Origin of the sequence: Spongisporangium articulatum, from assembly GCF_044465595.1 — a bacterium.
In the GTDB taxonomy this organism is placed as follows: Bacteria; Actinomycetota; Actinomycetes; order Actinomycetales; family Kineosporiaceae; genus Spongisporangium; species Spongisporangium articulatum.
In genome coordinates this window covers 323,848-343,739 of the sequence record NZ_JBITLV010000006.1, presented here as the reverse complement: position 1 = coordinate 343,739, position 19,892 = coordinate 323,848, and the positions used below count along the sequence as shown (strand labels likewise).

The window sequence follows — 19,892 nt, the reverse complement described above, 5'->3', positions numbered from 1 at the left end:
GATGCTCCTCAAGGTCATCAACCCGAACACCACTGCGTCGATGACCGCCACGATCGAGCGGAGTGCCCGGGCCGTCGCCGGCCCGGGCACCCGGCTCGAGGTGGTGAGCAACCCGATGGGCCCGGCATCCATCGAGAGCCACTACGACGAGGCGTTGAGCGTTCCCGGCCTGCTCGCCGAGATCCAGGCGGGGGAACGGGCGGGAGTGGCCGGCTACGTCGTCGCCTGTTTCGGCGACCCGGGACTGGACGCCGCCCGCGAGCTGGCCACCGCACCCGTTCTCGGGATCGCGCAGGCGGCCATGCACGCCGCCTCGATGCTGGGGCGTGGTTTCAGCGTCGTCACGACGTTGGGGCGCACCGTCGGCCGAGCCCATGACCTGGCCCTGTCCTACGGGTTCGAACGCGTGTGCCTCGGGGTGCACGCCTGCGAGATCCCGGTACTCGAGCTCGAGACGGACCCCGACGCCTTCGCTACCATCGTCGAGAGCTGCCGGGCGGCAATGCTTTCCGACGGGTGCGATGCGATCGTTCTGGGCTGCGCCGGAATGGCTGACCTGTGCGCTCGGATCAGTGACGCGGTGGGGGTGCCCGTCGTGGACGGTGTCTCGGCCGCCGTGGTCATGGTCGAGGCCCTGGCCCGGATGGGCTTGCGTGGAGCCTCGACGGGGGAGTTCGCCAGGCCTCCGGGCAAGCCGTACACCGGCCTGCTGTCCGGCTTCGAACTCCCCGGCGATCCCGTCCGGTTCTGAGGCCCTTCCCCATCCCGGCTTCCCCGAGGGCGGGCCCCTGGTGAGCCCTTCAAGATCACCGTCTCGGTGCGCTGATCCCGAGTCTCGCTCGGATTCTCTGCACCGAGGCGGTGATCTTGGAGCGCTGCCGGACGCCGGTGCGCAGGTGGGTGGGCCAGTCACCGTTGGCCTGGCGCAGGGCCAGCGCGCGCCACCCGACCATCGCCCCGACGAGGAACACGGTGCTGGTCACCACGAAGGCAAGGGGGACGTCGTCCCGCGCGATGCCGTACCGCAGCACCATCGCCACGATCACCAGCTTGACCGAGGAGATCAGCCCGGCGCCGAGCGAGACCGCCGGCCAGCGGGTGAAGACGACGGCCACGTAGCCGCCGAGCAGCCCGACGGCGAAGGGCCAGCCGGTCTCGAGCATGCCGCCGGGGGAGAGCCGCTCGTCGTGGCTGTACCGGCCGAGGGCCACGAACAGGAGGACGACGGCCGCGTCGGCGCCGAAGCAGGCCAGGGCCGAGTACGAGTTGAACCGCTGTCGATGTCGGTGGTGGTCCACGAGCAACACTCCGCCGGGTCGCGACTGCTGAGCACTCACGATAGGTGGATAGCCGCCTCGCAGCGCGTCGAAACCTGCGCCTCGTAGGGTAGGAGCATGACGGCACGGCGCGTGATGGGGATCGAGACGGAGTACGGGGTTTCCGCGCCCGGTGACCCCGCGGCCAACGCGATGATGATGTCCAGCCAGGTGGTCAACGCCTACGCGGCCCCGCTCGGCAGCCGGGCCGGCCGGGCCAGGTGGGACTACGAGGACGAGGCGCCGCTGCGTGACGCGCGGGGCTGGGAGATCAGCCGGGACGGCGCCCACCCCAGCCAGCTGACCGACGCGCCCGAGGACCCGGGCCTGGCCAACGTCATCCTGACCAACGGCGCGCGGCTGTACGTCGACCACGCCCACCCCGAGTACTCCTCGCCGGAGGTGACCAACGCGCGCGACGCCGTCCTGTGGGACAAGGCGGGGGAGCGCGTGATGCTCGAGGCGGCCCGGCGGATCGCGACCAACCCCGGCCTCGGCACGGTGAACCTCTACAAGAACAACACCGACAACAAGGGCGCCTCCTACGGCACCCACGAGAACTACCTGATGCGCCGGGAGACCCCGTTCGCGGACGTCGTCCGGTACCTCACCCCGTTCTTCGTCACCCGTCAGGTGATCTGCGGGGCGGGGCGGGTCGGCACCAACCAGGACGGCTCCGGCGTCGGGTTCCAGGTCAGCCAGCGGGCCGACTTCTTCGAGGTCGAGGTCGGCCTCGAGACCACCCTCAAGCGGCCGATCATCAACACCCGCGACGAGCCGCACGCGAGCGCCGACCGGTACCGCCGGCTGCACGTGATCATCGGCGACGCGAACCTGTGCGAGGTCGCCGGATTCCTGAAAATGGGCACCACAGCGCTGGTTCTCGAGCTGATCGAGGAGGGCGGGTTCACCACGGACCTGTCCGTCGAGCAGCCCGTGAACGCGCTGCACGAGGTCAGCCACGACCCGTCGCTGAAGCACACCCTGCGGTTGCGCGACGGGCGCGACGTCACGGCGCTGCAGTTGCAGTGGATGTACCTGGAGCAGGTGAACGCCTTCCTGGCCGACCGGTACGGGACCGACGTGGACGACGGCACGGCCGAGGTCGTGCGCCGCTGGGAGTCGGTGCTCACCCGGCTCGAGCAGGACCCGATGCTGCTCGCCCGGGAGATCGACTGGGTCGCGAAACTCCGCCTGCTGGAAGGTTTCCGGGACCGCGAGCAGCTGTCCTGGGACGCTGCCCGGCTGCAGCTGATCGACCTGCAGTGGGCCGACGTGCGGCCGGAGAAGGGGTTGTACCACCGGCTCGAGCAGCGTGGTCAGGTCGAGCGGCTCCTGACCGACGAGGAGATCTCGGCCGCGGTCCACGAACCGCCCACCGACACCCGGGCCTACTTCCGGGGCCGCTGCCTGTCCCGCTACGGCGAGCACGTGGCCGCCGCCTCGTGGGACTCGGTGATCTTCGACATCCCCGGGCGCGGGGCGCTGCAGCGGGTCCCCACGCTCGACCCCTGGCGGGGCACCAAGGAGCACGTGGAGACCCTGCTGAACAACTCGCCGACGGCCGCGGATCTGGTCGACGCGATCACAGCGCGTTGATCCAATCGTCACGATTGGTCGCTGGACGGGAGCCGGTCCAGGGGTCAGGATCTAGTCAGCAGCACCAGACAGAGGGAGGCGGCCATGGCCGGTCAGGAACAGCAGCGGACCACGCGCCACGAGGAAGAGCCCGACGACGCCCCGCCGCCCGCCGCCGCCCCCGCCGCGCAGTCGAGCACGGTCGACGAGGACGTGGACGCGATTCTCGACGAGATCGACGAGGTGCTGGAGAACAACGCCGAGGAGTTCGTGAAGGGCTTCGTCCAGAAGGGTGGCCAGTGAGCTCCAACCCGTCCGGCCGGCTGCCCTCCGAGTTCCTGGCGCCCGGCACGTCGTCCTTCACCGACTTCCTGACCACCCACGCCGCCCACCTGCTGCCCGGCGGGCAGCACGGCGTCTCCGGTTCGATGTTGCCGCCCGGCCCGGTGCCGGCGGTCCCGCACGGGACGACGATCGTCGCCGTCACGTTCGAGGGCGGCGCGATCCTCGCGGGCGACCGCCGCGCCACGATGGGCAGCATGATCGCCCACCGGGAGATCGAGAAGGTGTTCCCCGCCGACGACTACTCGGCCGTCGGCATCGCGGGCACCGCGGGCCTGGCGATCGAGCTGGTCAAGCTGTTCCAGGTCGAGCTCGAGCACTACGAGAAGATCGAGGGCACGCTGCTGTCGCTGGAGGGCAAGGCCAACAAGCTGTCGAGCATGCTGCGCGGCAACCTGGGAATGGCCATGCAGGGCCTGGCCGTCGTCCCGCTCTTCGCGGGTTACGACCTCGAGCGCGGCGTCGGGCGCATCTTCAGCTACGACGTGACGGGTGGGCGCTACGAGGAGCACCAGCACCACAGCGTCGGCTCCGGGTCGATCTTCGCGCGCGGGTCGCTGAAGAAGCGCTGGCGCCCCGGCCTCGACGCGGCGGGCGCGATCGACGTGGCCGTCGAGGCGCTCTACGACGCCGCCGACGACGACTCGGCCACCGGCGGTCCGGACGCCGGGCGCGGCATCTACCCCGTCGTGGCCACCGTCACCGCCGAGGGCTACGCCCGCATCCCGGACGGCGACCTCGCCGCCGTGGTGTCCAGACTGGGCCTCGGCACGGGCGGGGGTGAGTCCGCATGAGCATGCCGTTCTACGTCCCGCCCGAGCAGCAGATGAAGGACCGGGCCGACTACGCCCGGCGCAACATCGCGCGCGGCCGCCCGGTCGTCGTCCTGGCCTACGACAACGGCATCGCGTTCGTCGCGGAGAACCACTCGCGGGCCCTGCACAAGATCAGCGAGATCTACGACCGCATCGGGTTCGCCGCGGCCGGCAAGTACAACGAGTTCGAGAGCCTGCGGGTGGCCGGCGTCCGCTACGCCGACCTGCGCGGGTACTCCTACGACCGGGCCGACGTCACGGCGCGCGGGCTGGCCAACGCCTACGCGCAGCAGCTGGGGGCGATGTTCACCCAGGAGTCGAAGCCGATGGAGGTCGAGCTCGTCGTCGCCGAGGTCGGCACGACGCCCGAGGGCGACCAGATCTACCGGCTCACCTACGACGGGTCCGTCGCCGACGAGCAGGGTTTCGTCGCGATGGGCGGGCAGGCCGACCAGATCACCTCCGCGCTGCAGGAGCGGTGGACGGCGGGGCTGTCGCTGTCCGCGGCGCTGCGGCTGGCGGTCGAGGTGCTGTCCCGCGACCCGAACGGCGGCGACCCCCGCACCCTCGAGGCCAACCAGCTCGAGGTGGCCATCCTCGACCGGAACCGGCCGCGGCGCGCGTTCCGGCGCCTGGTCGGGCCGTTGTTGGAGGCGCTGCTGACCGAGAGCGACCCGACGCAGGACGCTCCGTCGTCCGACGAGACGGTCCCGGGCCGGCACGACACCCTCACCGGCGTCGACCACCAGCCCGTCGACCCGCAGCCCGCCCCGGGGCCCGGCGACCCGGCGTCCCAGGAGCCCGAGCAGGAGCCCGGGCACCCGGGCACCGAAGGCTAGGGCGAGCGCGAAATGGGTACCGCTGGGGGAGGTGCCATCGGGCAGCCGTCCACTTACAGTAAGTGGATGGATCGCCGAATTTTCGGGCTGGAGACGGAATATGGCGTGACGTGTGCCTTCGAGGGGCAGCGCAAGCTGTCGCCCGACGAGGTCGCGCGCTACCTGTTCCGCAAGGTCGTGTCCTGGGGCCGGTCCAGCAACGTCTTCCTGCGCAACGGCGCCCGCCTGTACCTGGACGTCGGCAGCCACCCCGAGTACGCCACCCCCGAGTGCGACGACGTGCGCCAGCTGGTCGTCCACGACCGGGCCGGTGAGCGCATCCTCGAGGGCCTGCTGGTGGATGCCGAGCGCCGGCTGCACGAGGAGGGCATCGCGGGCGACGTCTTCCTGTTCAAGAACAACACCGACAGCGCCGGCAACTCCTACGGCTGCCACGAGAACTACCTGGTGTCGCGGCACGGCGAGTTCGGCCGGATGTCCGACGTGCTGATCCCGTTCCTGGTCACCCGCCAGGTCGTGGTGGGCGCGGGGAAGGTGCTGCAGACCCCGCGCGGGGCCGTGTTCTGCCTGTCCCAGCGGGCCGACCACATCTGGGAGGGCGTCTCGAGCGCGACGACGCGCTCCCGCCCGATCATCAACACCCGCGACGAACCGCACGCCGACGCCGAGCGCTACCGCCGGCTGCACGTCATCGTCGGCGACTCGAACATGTCCGAGACCACGACCATGCTGAAGGTCGGCGCCACCGACCTGGTGCTGCGCATGATCGAGGCCGGCGTCGTGATGCGCGACCACACGCTGGAGAACCCGATCCGGGCCATCCGCGAGATCAGCCACGACCTGACCGGGCGGCGCAAGGTGCGCCTGGCCAACGGCCGCGAGGCGAGCGCGTTGGAGATCCAGCAGGAGTACCTCGACCGCGCCAAGGACTTCGTCGACTCGCGCGGCCTGCACACCGACGTCATCAAGCGGGTCCTCGACCTGTGGGAGCGGGGCCTGCGCGCGGTCGGCACCGGCGACCTGAGCCTGATCGACCGGGAGATCGACTGGGCGATCAAGTACCGGCTGATCGAGCGCTACCGGGCCAAGCACGGGTTGTCCCTGAGCTCGCCGCGGATCGCCCGGATCGACCTCGCCTACCACGACATCCACCGCAAGCGCGGCCTGCACTACCTGCTGGCCAACCGCGGTCTGGTCGAGCGGGTCGCGGCCGACATCGAGGTGTTCCAGGCGACGTCCGTGCCGCCGCAGACCACCCGGGCCAAGCTGCGGGGCGACTTCGTCCGGCGGGCCCAGGAGCGACGCCGGGACTTCACGGTCGACTGGGTGCACCTGAAGCTGAACGACCAGGCCCAGCGCACGGTCCTGTGCAAGGACCCGTTCCGGGCCGTCGACGAGCGGGTGGAACGGCTCATCCAGAGCATGTGAGGCGCTCCCAGGCGTGCACGTTAGGGTGGCGCGCGTGCTACCCCGTAACCGCTCGCTGTTCGCCCTGCTGAGCGCTCTGGTCGCCGCCACCCTGCTGGCCGGCTGCACCGCCGACGCCGGGGCGGACAAGGTGACCACGGACCTCGACGCCGTGCAGGTCTCCGGCAAGGTCGGTGAGCGACCCGCGGTCACGGTGCCGGCCCCGTTCCAGGTCGAGAAGACCGAGCGCCGGGTGATCAGCCAGGGCAAGGGCGCCCTCGTGGCCCCCGGCCAGCGGGTGAAGGTCGACTACGTGGGCGTCAACGGCGCCGACGGGGTCGAGTTCGACACCTCCTTCGGGCGCAGCGACCGCAACCAGTTCCTGCTGAAGCGTCCGAGCGCGCTCGCGGGCTGGATCTCGGCCCTGTCGGGGGTGCCGGTCGGCTCCCGGGTGCTGATCGCCGTCCCGCCCAAGGACGCCTACGGCGTCGGGGGGCAGCCCTCGGTCGGGATCGGCTCCAAGGACACCCTGGTGTTCGTCATCGACGTCGAGGGCACCCACTCGGTGCTGTCACGGGCCACCGGCGACGCGGTGAAGCCCAAGTCGGGGCTGCCGACCGTGAAGCTGGCCAAGGACGGCGCCCCCACGGTCACCATCCCGAAGGGCAAGAAGGCCCCCACCAAGCTGGTCACCCAGGTCCTGATCAAGGGTCGGGGCGCGCCGGTCAAGAAGGGCCAGTCCATCTTCGTCAAGAACGTGGGCGTCGTGTGGGGGACGGGTAGGGTCTTCTACGACTCGTGGAAGAAGGACGACGCCGCGCTCACCTACGTGGTCGGCGAGGGCAAGCTGATCGCCGGTTTCGACGCCAGCCTGGTCGGGCAGACGGTCGGCAGCCAGGTGCTCGTCGTCGTCCCGCCCGACAAGGGATTCGGCGCCACCGGACAGCCGGAGCTCCAGATCAAGGGCACCGACACGCTGGTCTTCGTCGTCGACATCCTCGACGCCGCGAGCTGACCTACCCGCTCCTACCCGCTTCTAAGGAGAACCGCCCGTGAGTTCCGAGCGCACCCGCCCCGAGATCGACTTCCCGGAGGGCGAGCCGCCCGCCGAGCTGGTCGTCGTCGACGAGATCGAGGGGGACGGCGGCGAGGCCACCCCGGGCCAGACCGTGACCGCGCACTACGTCGGCGTCGCGTTCTCGACCGGTGAGGAGTTCGACGCCTCCTGGAACCGCGGTCAGCCGCTGTCGTTCCGGCTCGGCGTCGGCCAGGTCATCCCCGGCTGGGACCAGGGCATCACCGGCATGAAGATCGGCGGCCGCCGCAAGCTGGTCATCCCGCCGCACCTGGGTTACGGCGCCCGCGGCGCGGGGTCGGCGATCGGCCCGAACGAGACCCTGATCTTCGTCGTCGACCTGGTCGACGCCCGCTGACCCGGGTCGGTCCGGTCGCTGAGACCGGGCCGACTCAGGTGACACTCAGGTCGGCTCAGCCGCGCGTCAGCCCCGGGCGGGCAGGCTGGTCGACGATGCATGCGGCCCCGGGCACCACACCGAGCACCCCGTCCACGCTGTCGTCCCGCTTCGAGGCGGCCCGCAGCACCCTCGTAGGCCTGCGGCTGACCCTGGCGGTGCTCGTCTGCTTCGCGCACGCGGCCGTGCTCGGCTTCGGTGGGTCGTTCGAGCTGCTCGGCCGGGACGTCGGCGGGCTGGCGGTCGACGGCTTCTTCGTCCTGTCCGGGTTCCTGCTCTGTCGCAGTCTGAGCCGCAACCCCGGCCTGGGGCGTTACGCCTGGCACCGGGCATTGCGGATCCTGCCCGGGTTCTGGGTCTGCCTGGCGTTGACGGCGCTCGTCGTGGCCCCGCTCCTCGCCGTCCTCCGGGGCCGCTCGGCGACGTCGGTGTTCACCGGCGACGACTCGTCCTGGGCGTACCTGGTCCGCAACGCCGGGCTCCTGATCCGGCAGTGGGGCGTGACCGCGCTGCCGGTCGACGTCCCGTACCCGGGCGTGCTCAACGGCTCGTTGTGGACGTTGTTCTACGAGGCCGGCTGCTATCTGGTGCTGGGTGTCGTGGCCTTCCTGGGACGGCGGCGGCGCTGGCCGCTGCTCGCAGGCCTGGCGCTCGCCTGGACTGTGACCGCTCTGCCGCTCGTCGGCGTGGCGGTCGGGCACGACCAGGCTGCCGCCCTCCTGCTGATGTTCCTGCTCGGGGCCTGCGGGCACCGGTTCGGCGACCGGATCCCGGTGCGTCCGGCCCTGGTGCTGTTCGCCGTCCTGCTGGCGCTGGGCGGCCTGGCGCTGACGAGCGACTACCGCCCGGTCGCGGGGCCGGCGCTCGCCTACCTCGTGCTGGCGGCCGCGACGCTGCGCCGCGCCGGGCCCCGGGGGTCGACCGGTGACCTGTCCTACGGCGTGTACGTCTACCACTGGCCGGTCTTCCAGGTCCTCGCCGTCGCCGGGCTCAGCGGCGCCGGGGCGCTCGTGTTCGTCGTGGCCGGGGTCGGGGTGACCGCGGCCCTGGCCTGGCTGTCCTGGCACTACGTCGAGGCGCCCGCGCTCCGGTTGCGGGACGTGTCGTTCCGACGGCCGGCCCGGGTGAGCGCGGCGCGACACCGGGCGGCGGCTCCGGCCCGCCTGCCGGTCCCGCGCGCCCCGGGCGAGACCTACGTCCCGGCCCCGGCGAGAAGGTAGGCGGCGTGGACGCCGGCCGCGGCGACCGCCAGGAAGGCGGCCGGGTCGTCGTCCAGCCCCCGGCCCATGGTCGACAGGCCGACCGGTGAAGCCGCCAGGGCCGTGGCGAGGCCGGTGACCGGCACTCTGACCAGGGTGTGCCGCCCCTGCGGGGCGACCAGCTGCGTGACCTGCGCCTCCGTCAGCCGGGCCAGTTCGGCGAGGCCTGCGTGCCCGGCCAGCTCGGGCAGGACGACGTCCGCCGGGGCCAGCGCGACCCGCCCGTAGGCGGTGAGCGAGTGGTGCGAGATGCCGCGGTGCCGCTCGCGGGGGTCGGCGCCGCTGACCCGTAGCGAGGCCACCGGGCGGCCGTTCAGGGCCGCGACGGCGTTGATCGCGTCGCCCGCCGCGACTCCCGAGAACCCCCACCGCGTACCGCTTCCCAGGTTTCCCGGGCCCTGCGCGACGATCGCCAGGTCGGCGCCGACCACGTGCCGGGCCGCCAGCAGCGCGCTGTGCAGACTGACCGCCTCCAGGTCGCCGCCGTACGCCTGGCCGGCCGTGAGGCACGAGTCCAGCCAGCCGGCCGCGCGCAGCCCGGCGACCGTGCGGGAGAACCAGGCCGGCAGGGCGCCGCCGTCCGTGTACACGTAGGCGACGCGGGCGTTGGGGCGGACGGCGCGCATCCCGGCCACGACGGCCGGTACGGCGCTGTGCAGGTCGGCGACCACCACCGGCAGGCCGTCGAGGTCGTCGGCGCCGGCCAGCACGTCGTGGTGCGGCGACTCCTGCTCGTCGACCCCCAGCACCATGGCCTGCTGCGGCGTGTACCGGGCCTTCACCAGGTGTCCGGGGCCGGTCGGGCCGGCCTGCGGGAGCCGGTCGGGGACGGCGATCACGAGCGCGTAGCCGCCCGTCCCGAGTCCGCGTTCCAGGGCCGTGGTGTTCAGCAGCACGCGGTCGCCGGGCTCCGGGCGACCCACCAGCCCCGGATAGGCGAGGGCGCGCGCCGAACCGCCGCCGTGCGGTCCGAGCAGATCCACCTCGAGCTCGAGCGCGGAGCCCGGCCCGACCTGCCACTCCCGGCCGAGGGAACGTACCCGCGCCTCGCGCCACTGGATCACGCGGCGAGGCTACCTGGGATAGCGTGGCCCCGATGTCCGCGCGTCGAACCGAACGCCTGCTGAACCTGGTCATCTGCCTGCTCGCGACCCGGCGCTGGCTGACCAAGGAGCAGATCCGCGCCGCGGTGCCCCAGTACGCCGACTGCGAGTCGGCCGAGGCCTTCGACCGGATGTTCGAGCGCGACAAGGAAGACCTGCGCGAGCTCGGCATCCCCGTCGTGACCGGCGCCTCGTCCTCCGCCTTCGAGGACGAGGTCGGCTACCGCATCGACCGCGAGGCCTACGCGCTGCCGCCCGTGCACCTGACCCGGGAGGAACTGGCCGTCGTCGGCCTGGCCAGCCGGGTCTGGCAGCAGGCGTCCCTGGCCGGGCCGGCCGCCCGCGCCCTGGTGAAGCTGACCTCGATGGGCGTCGAGACCGAGGACGTGGCGCCGGCCGGGCTCGAACCGCGCGTGCGCACGGCCGAGCCGGCCTTCGAGCCGCTCTACGCCGCCACCCGCGACCGGCAGCCGGTCGAGTTCACCTACCGGAAGCCGTCGGGGGAGGCCTCGCTGCGGCACGTCCAGCCGTGGATGGTGGCCAGCCGCGGTGGCCGCTGGTACCTGATCGGGTTCGACCTCGACCGGGACGATTCGCGGGTGTTCCGGCTGTCGCGGGTGGAGGGGAAGGTCCGGCGCACCGGCCGGCCCGGCTCGTACACGGTGCCCGACGAACACGACCTCGATCCGCGGCTCCTGCTCGGCGGCCAGCGGGCCCAGGACGAGCGGACGGCGACCGTCCGGGTCCGCGTGGGCCACGGTGCCGGGCTGCGGCGCCGGGCGCTGGGCGTGCGCAGTGCTGTCGCGGACGGCTGGGACGAGGTGGACGTGCGGGTGGGGGACGTCGGCAGCCTCGCCGACGAGTTGGCCGGGTACGGCCCGGACGTCGTCGCGCTGGCCCCGGCGGACGTGCGGGACGGCGTGGTGCGCCGGCTGCGGGCGGCGCTCGACGTGCAGGCCGGGGCGCCCGACACGGCGGTGGACCTCACGGGGGAGCTGCCCGGGGAAGCATCCGGGCCCGGCGAGGAGTTGGTGGTCCCGTGAGGATGATCAGGTGACCGTCGCCGCGACTCAACGCCTCTCCCGGCTGCTGGCCATGGTGCCCTGGCTGGTGAACCGGCAGGGCGTGGAGCTGGCCGAGGCCGCGCAGCGGTTCGGGATCAGCGAGGAGCAGCTGGTCAAGGACCTGGAGCTGCTCTTCGTGTGCGGGACCCCGGGCCACATGCCGGACGACCTGATCGAGGCCGAGTGGGACTCCGGCCAGGTCTACCTGGGCAACGCGGACCCGATCGCCCGGCCGCTGCGGCTGGAGCCGGACGAGGCGGTGGCCCTGATCGCCGGGTTGCGGACGCTCGCCGACGTGCCCGGGCTGGCCGGTGACGCGGCGGTCACCTCGGGTGATGAATCACGTGAAACGGACGGTTCCACGCAGCTTTCCGCGGTGGAGTCGGCCCTGGCGAAGCTGACGGCGGCCGCGCAGGACGCCGCCCCGGCCGCCGCCCGGCTCGCCGTCGACCTGTCGGGCGGAGCGGAGGAGGGGGTGCTGCGCACCGCCCGCGAGGCGCTGGCCGCCCGCCGGCGGCTGCACCTGCGCTACGTCGTCCCGAACCGGGACGAGGTGACCGAACGGGACGTCGACCTGATGCGGGTGCTCAGCGTTGACGGCCGCTGGTACCTGGAGGCGTGGTGTCACCGGGCCGAGGCCGTGCGGCTGTTCCGGGTCGACCGGGTCGCCTCGGCGCAGCTGCTGGACGTCGACGGGACGCCGCCGCCGCAGGCCAAGTCGCGGGAGGACGACGCGGCCCTCTTCACAGCCTCCCCGGACGACCTGCAGGTGACCCTGGAGGTGGACCCGCGCGGTCGCTGGGTGGCCGAGTACTACCCGGTGGAGAGCACGGAGGAGTTGGCCGACGGTGGCCTGCGGATCACGCTGCGCGTGGCGACGCGGGCGTTCGTGCCGCGGCTGGTGCTGCGGCTCGGGGGTGCCGGGCGGGTCGTCTCGCCCCCGGAGCTGGTCACGGGTACCGCCCAGGCGGCCCGCGAGGCGCTGGCCAGTTACTGACGCCACCTGACGCCGGTGTAGCGCGAAAACGCCTATAGCGGGAGCAAAATCCACGTCTCTCGTCCGGCTGCCCGACCCCGCGGCGACCGTTCGCACGATCTTGGCCGCCGGTCGGGGCGACACGCCGCTGCAGGTGAGGGGCAAGGTTCGAAAGCCGATGTCACTATGACGGCCTAGGGGCTACCGTCGGTGCTTAAGGAGTCACTGAGCGCGGCCGATGAACTGGTCGACGGTGAATGGTGGCTCTGCATGGAGGTGGATCGGCGATGACGACGATTAAGGCGTCGTGCCCAAGTTGCGGTGATGTGGAACTGACCCCGCAGCAGGTGCGACTCGTCGTCTGCTCGGTGAAGACGTGGTCGTACTACGCGTTCGTCTGCACCGCGTGCCACGAGGAGGTCCGCAAGCCTGCGGGCCGGGACGTCGTGGCCCTGCTGATCTCCGGCGGAGTGGTGGCGGAACCGTGGAACGTGCCGGCCGAGGCTCTGGAGGAGCACGACGGCGCAGCGCTGAACTACGACGACGTGCTCGACTTCGCGCTCTGGCTGGAGCAGGCGGACATGCTGGCGGCGGCTGCGGCCACCACCAGCGCGCGGCCGCGGACCTCCACGCCCGAGACCGCTGCCTGAGCACGACTTTCCAAGATCACCGCAATCGCGGCGTTCCGGCGGGTCCAACCCGGCGGAACGACGTCGATGCGGTGATCTTGTTTTCGGCGGGTAGCCTCGGGGGATGCTCGAGGTCGCGATCTGGGTGACGGTGTGGCTCGTCCTGCTCGCCGCGACGGCCGTGCTGTTCTTCCTGATCGGCCGGTCGCTGTGGCGCAAGGCCACCGCGCTGCTCACCGCGCTGGGCGAGGCGGGGGAGCGGTTGACCCTGCTGAACGACCAGCTGCAGGAGCTGGCCGAACGCCAGGCCGAGCCCGCCGTGTTCGAGAGCCCGAGCAAGCTGCGCCAGGAGCGATTCCTGGCCCGCCGTCGTTCACAGGGTGACAAGCGGGCCTGAGCGACTTCCGCTTCGTGCAGAAGGTCGTACGATGGCCGGGACCCGACCGGGTCGGCAGCGGGCTACGGCGCCTGGCGTCCGCCCGGTAGACCGAGAGGAACGAAACCATGGGCTTCCTTCGTGAGCCGTCGCACCTGCTGATCGTCGCGATCGTCGTGATCGTGCTCTTCGGCAGCCGCCGGTTGCCCGACGCCTCTCGCAGCCTGGGTCGTTCCCTGCGCATCTTCAAGTCCGAGATGCAGCAGATGAAGGACGACAACCCCTCGGCCGGCAAGAAGCCCGCCAACACGGATGCACCGGTCGAAGGCCGCGTCGTGAACAACACCGACAACACCGACCACTCAGCCACCTCGGCCACCCGCCCGGAGCAGGCCGACGCGCACCGCGACGCCTGAACCCCGGCCGCAGCCCTGACAGGCCCTGACCCGACCGGCCCGGAAGCCGCAGACGTATGGCCGTGACCGTGCCGCGCCGCAAACCGAAGAACCCCGAGGGGCGGATGCCCCTGCGCGCCCACCTGCAGGAGTTGCGCCGCCGGCTGACCATCAGCCTGCTGGCGATCACGCTCGGCGCGGTGCTCGGCTGGTATCTCGGGGACCAGGTGCTCAACTACCTGATCGAGCCGCTCAAAGAGATCGCCAAGGAGCGGGGCAACAACAGCACCTCGATCAACTCGGGTGACGTCCTCGGATTCCTGAACCTCAAGATCAAACTCGCCTTCTACCTGGGCCTGATCGTGGCCAGCCCCGTCTGGCTGTACCAGATGTGGGCATTCGTGGTGCCCGGCCTGACCAAGCGCGAGAAGCGCTACGGTCTCGGGTTCACGTTCACCGGCGCACTGCTCTTCTGCAGTGGCATCTACCTGGGCTGGATCTGGTTGCCCCGGGCGGTCATCCTGCTGACCGAGTTCACCCCCGAAGGCGGCACCAACTACCTCGACGCCCAGTCGTACTTCGCCTTCGTCACCCGGCTGATGCTGGCCTTCGGTCTGGCGTTCGTCGTGCCGTTGTTCCTGGTCGCCCTGAACTTCGTCGGCGTCCTGCCGGGTGCCGTGATGATCAAGCACTGGCGGATCTCGGTCTTCCTGGTGTTCCTCTTCGCCGCCATCGTGTCGCCGTCGCCGGACCCGGGAGGCATGCTCGCGCTCGCGCTGCCGATGATCGGACTGTACCTGGCGGCGGCCGGGATCGGACTGCTCAACGACCGGCGCCGGCGGCGGGCGATGGCCGACCACGAGATCTTCGACCTCGGGGACGAGGAGTCCTCCCCGTTGGCGAGGAGCGACTTCGAGCCTGGCTCCGGCGAGAGATTCACGCCGGACGACGACTCGGGCTTCGACCCCCGCGTGGACGACGACGCGACCTGACCTCCGCTCGACCCACCTCCGCTCGACTCACCTCCGCGCTCGACGGCGAGCGCCGCACGGGAAATGAGCCTGCGTTGAACGCTTCTCGGATCGCGGTGGCGGTCAACCCGACGTCCGGGCAGGGCCGCGGGGCCGCGCTCGGTGACGCGGCGGTGGCCGCGCTGAGCACCCTCGGCGCGAGCGTGCAACGGCTGGAGGGGACGAGCGCCGCCGACCTCGCCGCCCGCATCGCGGCGTCGCTCGACCACGAGGACGTCGACGCCCTGGTGGTCGTCGGCGGGGACGGCATGGTGCACCTCGGGGTGGCCGCCGTGGTCGGGACCGACGTCCCCCTCGGGATCGTGGCGGCGGGCACCGGCAACGACATCGCCCGCACCCTCGGCCTGCCGGTGCGTGACCCGCAGGCCGCCGCCACCGTCCTGCTGGAGAAGCTGGCCACCGGTGGGCGGCGCATCGACGCCGTGGAGGTGCGACCGGAGGAGACCGCCGGGGACGGCGCGCCGCGGTGGTTCGCCGGAGTCCTGGCCGCCGGGTTCGACGCCGTGGTGAACGAGCGGGCCAACGGCTGGAACCGGCCGCGGGGGCGCGCCAAGTACGTGCTGGCCATGCTCGCCGAACTGCCCCGGTTCTCGGCCCGGACGTACACCGTCACCCTGGACGACGAGGCGGCGGCGGTCGAGAAGGCGATGCTCGTGGCCCTCGGCAACGGGCCGAGCTACGGCGGCGGGATGCGGGTCTGCCCGGACGCCTCCATGGACGACGGGCTGACCGAGGTCGTGCTGGTCCGGGAGGTGCCGGTCCCGACGTTCCTGCGGATCTTCCCCCGGGTCTACTCCGGCAGCCACGTGCGCGACCCGCGCGTCGTCGTCCACCGGGCCCGGCGTGTGCGCCTGGACGTGGAACCGGTGCGCGGGCGCAAGATCGTGGCCTACGCCGACGGCGAGCGGATCGCCGAACTGCCCCTGACCTGCATCACCCACCCGGGCGCGGTGACCGTCCTGGCGTGAAGCGCGCACCCGTCACACCCGGCGGGTAGCGTGAGGGGGTGAGCGGCGAACCCTCCCCGGCCGAGCGCTATGCGGCTTCGCGTCGCTCGGCGGACACGGCGCTCGGCGCGTTCCGGACCGGGTACGAGTTCGAGCTCGACGCCTTCCAACTCGAGGCCTGCGAGGCCCTCGAGGCCGGCCGCGGCGTCCTGGTCGCCGCCCCCACCGGCTCGGGCAAGACGGTGGTCGGCGAGTTCGCCGTCCACCTCGCCCTGAGCACGGGTCGAAAAGCCTTCTACACCACGCCGATCAAGGCGTTGTCGAACCAGAAGTACGCCGACCTGGCCAAGGCGCACGGCGCCGAGAACGTCGGCCTGCTGACCGGGGACAACAGCGTCAACGGCGACGCGCCGATCGTGGTGATGACGACCGAGGTGCTGCGCAACATGCTCTACGCGAGCTCACCCGCGCTGGCCGGGCTGGGCTACGTGGTGATGGACGAGGTGCACTACCTCGCCGACCGGTTCCGCGGTGCGGTCTGGGAGGAGGTCATCATCCACCTGCCGGACGACGTCCTCCTGGTCTCGCTGTCGGCGACCGTCAGCAACGCCGAGGAGTTCGGCGCCTGGCTCGACACGGTGCGCGGCAACACCGCGATCGTCGTCTCGGAGGAGCGGCCCGTCCCGTTGTGGCAGCACGTCATGGTCGGGCGCACGCTGTACGACCTGTTCGCCGACGAGGACGTGAACCCCGCACTCGTCCGGCTGGCCCGCGAGGCGACCCAACGCGACCGGATGGCCTCGCGCGGCGGCCCGGGACGGCGGCACCCGCGAGGCCGCGGCGGGGCCGACCGCCCGCGCCGGGGCCGGCCGCCGACCGCCAGCCGCGCCGACACCGTGCTGACGCTCGACGCGGCCGGGCTCCTGCCGATGATCGAGTTCGTCTTCAGTCGGGCCGGCTGCGACGCGGCGGTCGCCCAGTGCCTGTACTCCGGCCTGCGGCTGACGACGCCCGAGGAGCAGGAGGAGATCCGCCGCCTGGTCGACGCCCGGTGCGCCGAGATCCCGGAGGAGGACCTGACGGTCCTCGGCTACTGGGAGTGGGTCGAGGCGCTCAGCCGGGGCATTGCGGCGCACCATGCGGGCCTGCTGCCGGCCTTCAAGGAGGTCGTCGAGGAGCTGTTCTCCCGCGGCCTCGTGAAGGTCGTGTTCGCCACGGAGACCCTGGCTCTCGGCATCAACATGCCCGCTCGCAGCGTCGTCCTGGAGAAGCTGGTCAAGTGGAACGGCGAGACCCACGCCGACATCACGCCGGGGGAGTACACGCAGCTGACCGGCCGGGCCGGGCGGCGCGGCATCGACGTCGAGGGGCACGCCGTCGTCCTCTGGCAGCCGGGCCTCGACCCCGAGGCCGTGGGCGGGCTGGCCTCGACCCGTACCTACCCCCTGCGCTCCAGCTTCCGGCCCACCTACAACATGGCCGTCAACCTGGTCGGACAGTTCGGCCGGGCCCGGGCCCGGGAGATCCTCGAGACGTCGTTCGCGCAGTTCCAGGCCGACCGGGGCGTCGTCGGGCTGGCCAAGCAGGCCCGCAAGCAGGAGGAGGCCCTCGAGGGGTACGCGCAGGCCATGACCTGCCACCTCGGCGACTTCCGCGAGTACGCCGCCCTGCGCCGCCGGATCGGCGAACGCGAGACGGCGCTGTCCCGCTCGGCCGGGCGGGACCAGCGCGCCGAGGTGATCGAGTCGCTGGAGAAGCTGCGCCGCGGCGACATCATCCGGGTGCCGGGCGGGCGTCGTCCGGGCTGGGCCGTGGTGATCGACCCGGGAGTATCGAACGGTCCGGACGGCCCGCGGACGACGGTGCTCACCATCGGCCGGCAGGTGCGCCGGCTGTCCCTGATGGACGTCCCGGTGCCGGTGGCCGCCGCGGGCAAGGTGACCGTGCCGAAGAACTTCACCGGCCGCGACCCGGCCGCCCGCCGGGACCTGGCCTCCGCGCTGCGCGCGGCGCTGGGGGCGTTCGCGGACGACGACGCGGGGGTCGCGCGCACCGGCAGCCACGGGCCCCGGGGCAAGCGACGGTCCAACGCCGCCGACGACGAGGAGCTGAACCGCCTCCGGCGGCAGCTGCGGTCGCATCCCTGCCACGGCTGCGCCGACCGGGAGAACCACGCCCGGTGGGCCGAACGCTGGTGGAAGCTGCGCCGCGAGACCGACTCGCTCGTCTCCCGGATCGAGGGCCGCACCAACACGATCGCCCGGGTGTTCGACCGGGTCTGCGACGTGCTGACCGAACGCGGTTACCTGGCCGGGGACACGGTGACCCCCGCCGGGGCCCGGCTGCGCCGGCTGTACTCGGAGTCCGACCTGCTGATCGCCGAATGCCTGCGCACCGGCGTCTGGGACGGGCTGGACGCCGCCGGGCTGGCCGCCGTCGTCAGCGCGGTCGTGTACGAATCCCGCCGCGACGATCGGGGTTTCACGCCCCGGGTCCCGGCCGGAGCGCCGCGCGGCGCGTTGCAGGAGATGGACCGGATCTGGTCGCAGCTCGACGACCAGGAACGGGCCCACCGGCTCGACGTGACGCCCGAGCCCGACGCCGGGCTGGCCTGGGCGATCCACCGCTGGGCGAGCGGCCAGTCCCTCGAGCACGTGCTGCGCGACGCCGATCTCGCGGCCGGTGACTTCGTCCGTTGGGGCAAGCAGGTCGTCGACCTGCTCGGTCAGCTGTCCCTGGCCGCCGACCCGAAGTCGCCGCTACGCCGGACCGCCGAGCAGGCCGTCGACGCGGTGCGCCGCGGGGTCATCGCCTACTCATCCCTCGTCTGACGCGGTTGTGGGTCAGCGGCCCAGGGCCTGCACGACCCGGGTGACGGAGCTGTTCAGGCCCCAGCGCTCGGCGAACGCGACCAGCGCCGTGTGGTCCGGCGGGGTGTCGGGCAGCGTGTCGTCGTCCAGGGTCGCCTCGACCGGAGCGTCCGGCGCCACGCGTACCACCGCGGGCGCCACGGCCAGGTAGTCGGCGGCCTCGACCAGCTTGCGGCGCTGGGCCGGGGAGAGGTCCGTCGCCGGGTCGGCCACCGCGGCCAGCAGCCCGTCGAGGTCCCCGAACCGGGACAGCAGCCCGGCCCCGGTCTTCTCGCCGATGCCCGCCACGCCGGGCAGCCCGTCGCTCGGGTCGCCGCGCAGCACGGCCAGGTCCGCGTAGCCGCGGCCGTCGGGCACCCCGTACTTCGCCCGCAGCCACGCCTGGTCGACGACCTCGGCGTTGCGCACCCCCTTGCCCACGTAGACGACGGTGACGCCCGCGGCGTCGTCCACCACCTGGAACATGTCCCGGTCGCCGGTGACCACCTCCACGGGCGAGCGCCCCGCCGTCACCTCCTGCGCGACCAGGGTGCCGATCACGTCGTCCGCCTCGTACCCGGCGGCGCCCGTCCGGCACAGGCCGAGCAGCTCCAGCGCCTCCACGATGACCGGGATCTGTGGGGCCAGCTCGTCCGGCACCAGCTCGACGTCACCGCCGGGGAACGTGGCCCGGTGCGCCTTGTACGACGGGATCGCCGCGACCCGGAACGCCGGGCGCCAGTCCTCGTCCCAGCAGCAGACCAACCGGGCCGGGCGCCGGGTCGAGACCAGGTACGCGATCGTGTCGAGGAAGCCGCGGACCGCATTCACCGGCTCCCCCTGCGGGGAGACCACCTCACCCTTCACGCCGTAGAACGAGCGGAAGTACAGCGAGGCCGAGTCGAGCAGCATCAGTCCGGGCACGCGGCGATCCTGCCAGCCCCACGGGGGATGTCGCAGACGTGACGTGGGTAACGAATTCGGCTACTGGTTGGTAGCAAACGCGCGGATAACCTTCGCGCGTGGAGGACCTCGACCGTCAGATCTTGCGGCTGCTGGCCGCCGACGGCCGCATGAGTTTCACCGACCTCGGCCGCCAGACCGGCCTGTCGACCTCGGCGGTCCACCAGCGCGTGCGCCGGCTGGAGCAACGCGGGGTGATCCGCGGCTACCACGCGGACGTGGACCCCGGCAGCCTCGGCCTGCCGCTGACCGCGTTCGTCGCGGTCAGCCCGCTCAACCCGGCCGCGCACGACGGCCTGCCGAAGCTGCTGGCCGAGTTCGAGCAGGTCGAGGCCTGCTACTCGGTGGCCGGCGACGAGAGCTACCTGATCAAGCTGCGCGCCCGGGACACGGCGGCACTGGAACTCCTGCTCGGACGGATCCGCTCCGACGTCGGGGTGACCACCCGCACCACCATCGTCCTCAGCACGTCCTTCGAGGCGCGGTCCCTGCCGGTATGACGCGAGCCGGGGTGACGCTTGCCGGTGTGAA

At 72.2% G+C, this 19,892-nt stretch carries 21 protein-coding genes; 18 read left to right on the top strand and 3 right to left on the bottom strand.

The genetic code is table 11. The features are described 5' to 3' along the window. Position 1 precedes the first annotated feature (1 nt). Positions 2 to 751 (top strand): aspartate/glutamate racemase family protein, encoded by a 750-nt coding sequence (locus ACIB24_RS18805; RefSeq protein WP_398283490.1) that lies wholly within the window; start codon positions 2 to 4, stop codon positions 749 to 751. Positions 752 to 806: 55 nt separating this feature from the next. Here the strand turns inward: ACIB24_RS18805 and ACIB24_RS18800 are convergent, their stop codons facing one another. After that, complete coding sequence (locus tag ACIB24_RS18800) at positions 807 to 1,337, bottom strand: DUF3054 domain-containing protein (RefSeq protein WP_398283488.1); 531 nt, start codon at positions 1,335 to 1,337, stop codon at positions 807 to 809. A gap of 57 nt (positions 1,338 to 1,394) precedes the next feature. Between ACIB24_RS18800 and dop the strand changes: the two genes are divergently transcribed. The 8 genes from dop to ACIB24_RS18760 all read left to right on the top strand — a co-directional run bounded on the left by dop (position 1,395) and on the right by ACIB24_RS18760 (position 8,989). Continuing rightward, positions 1,395 to 2,915, top strand: a complete 1,521-nt coding sequence (dop, locus tag ACIB24_RS18795) for a depupylase/deamidase Dop (protein ID WP_398283486.1) — start codon at positions 1,395 to 1,397, stop codon at positions 2,913 to 2,915. A gap of 84 nt (positions 2,916 to 2,999) precedes the next feature. Beyond that, the gene (locus ACIB24_RS18790) at positions 3,000 to 3,197 is read left to right on the top strand and encodes a ubiquitin-like protein Pup (protein ID WP_398283484.1); all 198 of its coding nucleotides are present in this window, start codon (positions 3,000 to 3,002) and stop codon (positions 3,195 to 3,197) included. Continuing rightward, the gene (gene prcB / locus ACIB24_RS18785) at positions 3,194 to 4,030 is read left to right on the top strand and encodes a proteasome subunit beta (RefSeq protein ID WP_398283482.1); all 837 of its coding nucleotides are present in this window, start codon (positions 3,194 to 3,196) and stop codon (positions 4,028 to 4,030) included. Before ACIB24_RS18790 ends, prcB begins: the two co-directional genes overlap by 4 nt. Next, the gene (gene prcA, locus ACIB24_RS18780) at positions 4,027 to 4,890 is read left to right on the top strand and encodes a proteasome subunit alpha (protein WP_398283480.1); all 864 of its coding nucleotides are present in this window, start codon (positions 4,027 to 4,029) and stop codon (positions 4,888 to 4,890) included. Before prcB ends, prcA begins: the two co-directional genes overlap by 4 nt. A 66-nt stretch (positions 4,891 to 4,956) precedes the next feature. Further along, positions 4,957 to 6,318, top strand: a complete 1,362-nt coding sequence (gene pafA, locus ACIB24_RS18775; RefSeq protein ID WP_398283478.1) for a Pup--protein ligase — start codon at positions 4,957 to 4,959, stop codon at positions 6,316 to 6,318. 34 nt (positions 6,319 to 6,352) lie between these two features. After that, positions 6,353 to 7,312 (top strand): FKBP-type peptidyl-prolyl cis-trans isomerase, encoded by a 960-nt coding sequence (locus ACIB24_RS18770; RefSeq protein WP_398283476.1) that lies wholly within the window; start codon positions 6,353 to 6,355, stop codon positions 7,310 to 7,312. A gap of 37 nt (positions 7,313 to 7,349) precedes the next feature. Next, a complete protein-coding gene (locus tag ACIB24_RS18765; protein ID WP_398283474.1) occupies positions 7,350 to 7,730 on the top strand; it encodes an FKBP-type peptidyl-prolyl cis-trans isomerase in 381 nt (126 codons plus the stop codon). 95 nt (positions 7,731 to 7,825) lie between these two features. Next, positions 7,826 to 8,989: an acyltransferase family protein gene (locus ACIB24_RS18760; RefSeq protein WP_398283472.1), complete on the top strand. Its 1,164-nt coding sequence runs from the start codon at positions 7,826 to 7,828 to the stop codon at positions 8,987 to 8,989. Here ACIB24_RS18760 and ACIB24_RS18755 read toward each other — a convergent pair. Then, the gene (locus ACIB24_RS18755) at positions 8,962 to 10,092 is read right to left on the bottom strand and encodes a DUF3866 family protein (protein WP_398283470.1); all 1,131 of its coding nucleotides are present in this window, start codon (positions 10,090 to 10,092) and stop codon (positions 8,962 to 8,964) included. The two genes, ACIB24_RS18760 and ACIB24_RS18755, sit on opposite strands and share 28 nt — an antisense overlap. A 32-nt stretch (positions 10,093 to 10,124) precedes the next feature. On the opposite strand from ACIB24_RS18755, the gene ACIB24_RS18750 reads away from it, so the two are divergent. The 8 genes from ACIB24_RS18750 (at position 10,125) to ACIB24_RS18715 (ending at position 18,380) form a co-directional block, all read left to right on the top strand. After that, on the top strand, positions 10,125 to 11,174 hold the full coding sequence (locus tag ACIB24_RS18750) for a helix-turn-helix transcriptional regulator (protein ID WP_398283468.1): 1,050 nt from the start codon (positions 10,125 to 10,127) through the stop codon (positions 11,172 to 11,174). A gap of 10 nt (positions 11,175 to 11,184) precedes the next feature. Next, positions 11,185 to 12,192, top strand: a complete 1,008-nt coding sequence (locus ACIB24_RS18745; protein ID WP_398283466.1) for a helix-turn-helix transcriptional regulator — start codon at positions 11,185 to 11,187, stop codon at positions 12,190 to 12,192. A gap of 266 nt (positions 12,193 to 12,458) precedes the next feature. Then, positions 12,459 to 12,821: a hypothetical protein gene (locus ACIB24_RS18740; RefSeq protein WP_398283464.1), complete on the top strand. Its 363-nt coding sequence runs from the start codon at positions 12,459 to 12,461 to the stop codon at positions 12,819 to 12,821. 103 nt (positions 12,822 to 12,924) lie between these two features. Beyond that, positions 12,925 to 13,197: a hypothetical protein gene (locus ACIB24_RS18735; RefSeq protein WP_398283462.1), complete on the top strand. Its 273-nt coding sequence runs from the start codon at positions 12,925 to 12,927 to the stop codon at positions 13,195 to 13,197. Positions 13,198 to 13,304: 107 nt separating this feature from the next. Further along, a complete protein-coding gene (gene tatA / locus ACIB24_RS18730; protein WP_398283460.1) occupies positions 13,305 to 13,592 on the top strand; it encodes a Sec-independent protein translocase subunit TatA in 288 nt (95 codons plus the stop codon). Between the two features lie 56 nt (positions 13,593 to 13,648). After that, the gene (tatC, locus tag ACIB24_RS18725; RefSeq protein ID WP_398283458.1) at positions 13,649 to 14,563 is read left to right on the top strand and encodes a twin-arginine translocase subunit TatC; all 915 of its coding nucleotides are present in this window, start codon (positions 13,649 to 13,651) and stop codon (positions 14,561 to 14,563) included. 74 nt (positions 14,564 to 14,637) lie between these two features. Beyond that, positions 14,638 to 15,570, top strand: a complete 933-nt coding sequence (locus ACIB24_RS18720) for a diacylglycerol kinase family protein (RefSeq protein ID WP_398283456.1) — start codon at positions 14,638 to 14,640, stop codon at positions 15,568 to 15,570. 38 nt (positions 15,571 to 15,608) lie between these two features. Beyond that, positions 15,609 to 18,380 (top strand): DEAD/DEAH box helicase, encoded by a 2,772-nt coding sequence (locus ACIB24_RS18715; RefSeq protein WP_398283454.1) that lies wholly within the window; start codon positions 15,609 to 15,611, stop codon positions 18,378 to 18,380. Between the two features lie 12 nt (positions 18,381 to 18,392). Here the strand turns inward: ACIB24_RS18715 and ACIB24_RS18710 are convergent, their stop codons facing one another. Further along, entirely contained in the window at positions 18,393 to 19,310 is a 918-nt protein-coding gene (locus ACIB24_RS18710) for a 5'-3' exonuclease (protein ID WP_398283626.1), read from the bottom strand. Between the two features lie 110 nt (positions 19,311 to 19,420). Between ACIB24_RS18710 and ACIB24_RS18705 the strand changes: the two genes are divergently transcribed. Continuing rightward, a complete protein-coding gene (locus ACIB24_RS18705; RefSeq protein ID WP_398283452.1) occupies positions 19,421 to 19,861 on the top strand; it encodes an Lrp/AsnC family transcriptional regulator in 441 nt (146 codons plus the stop codon). Positions 19,862 to 19,892 lie beyond the last annotated feature (31 nt).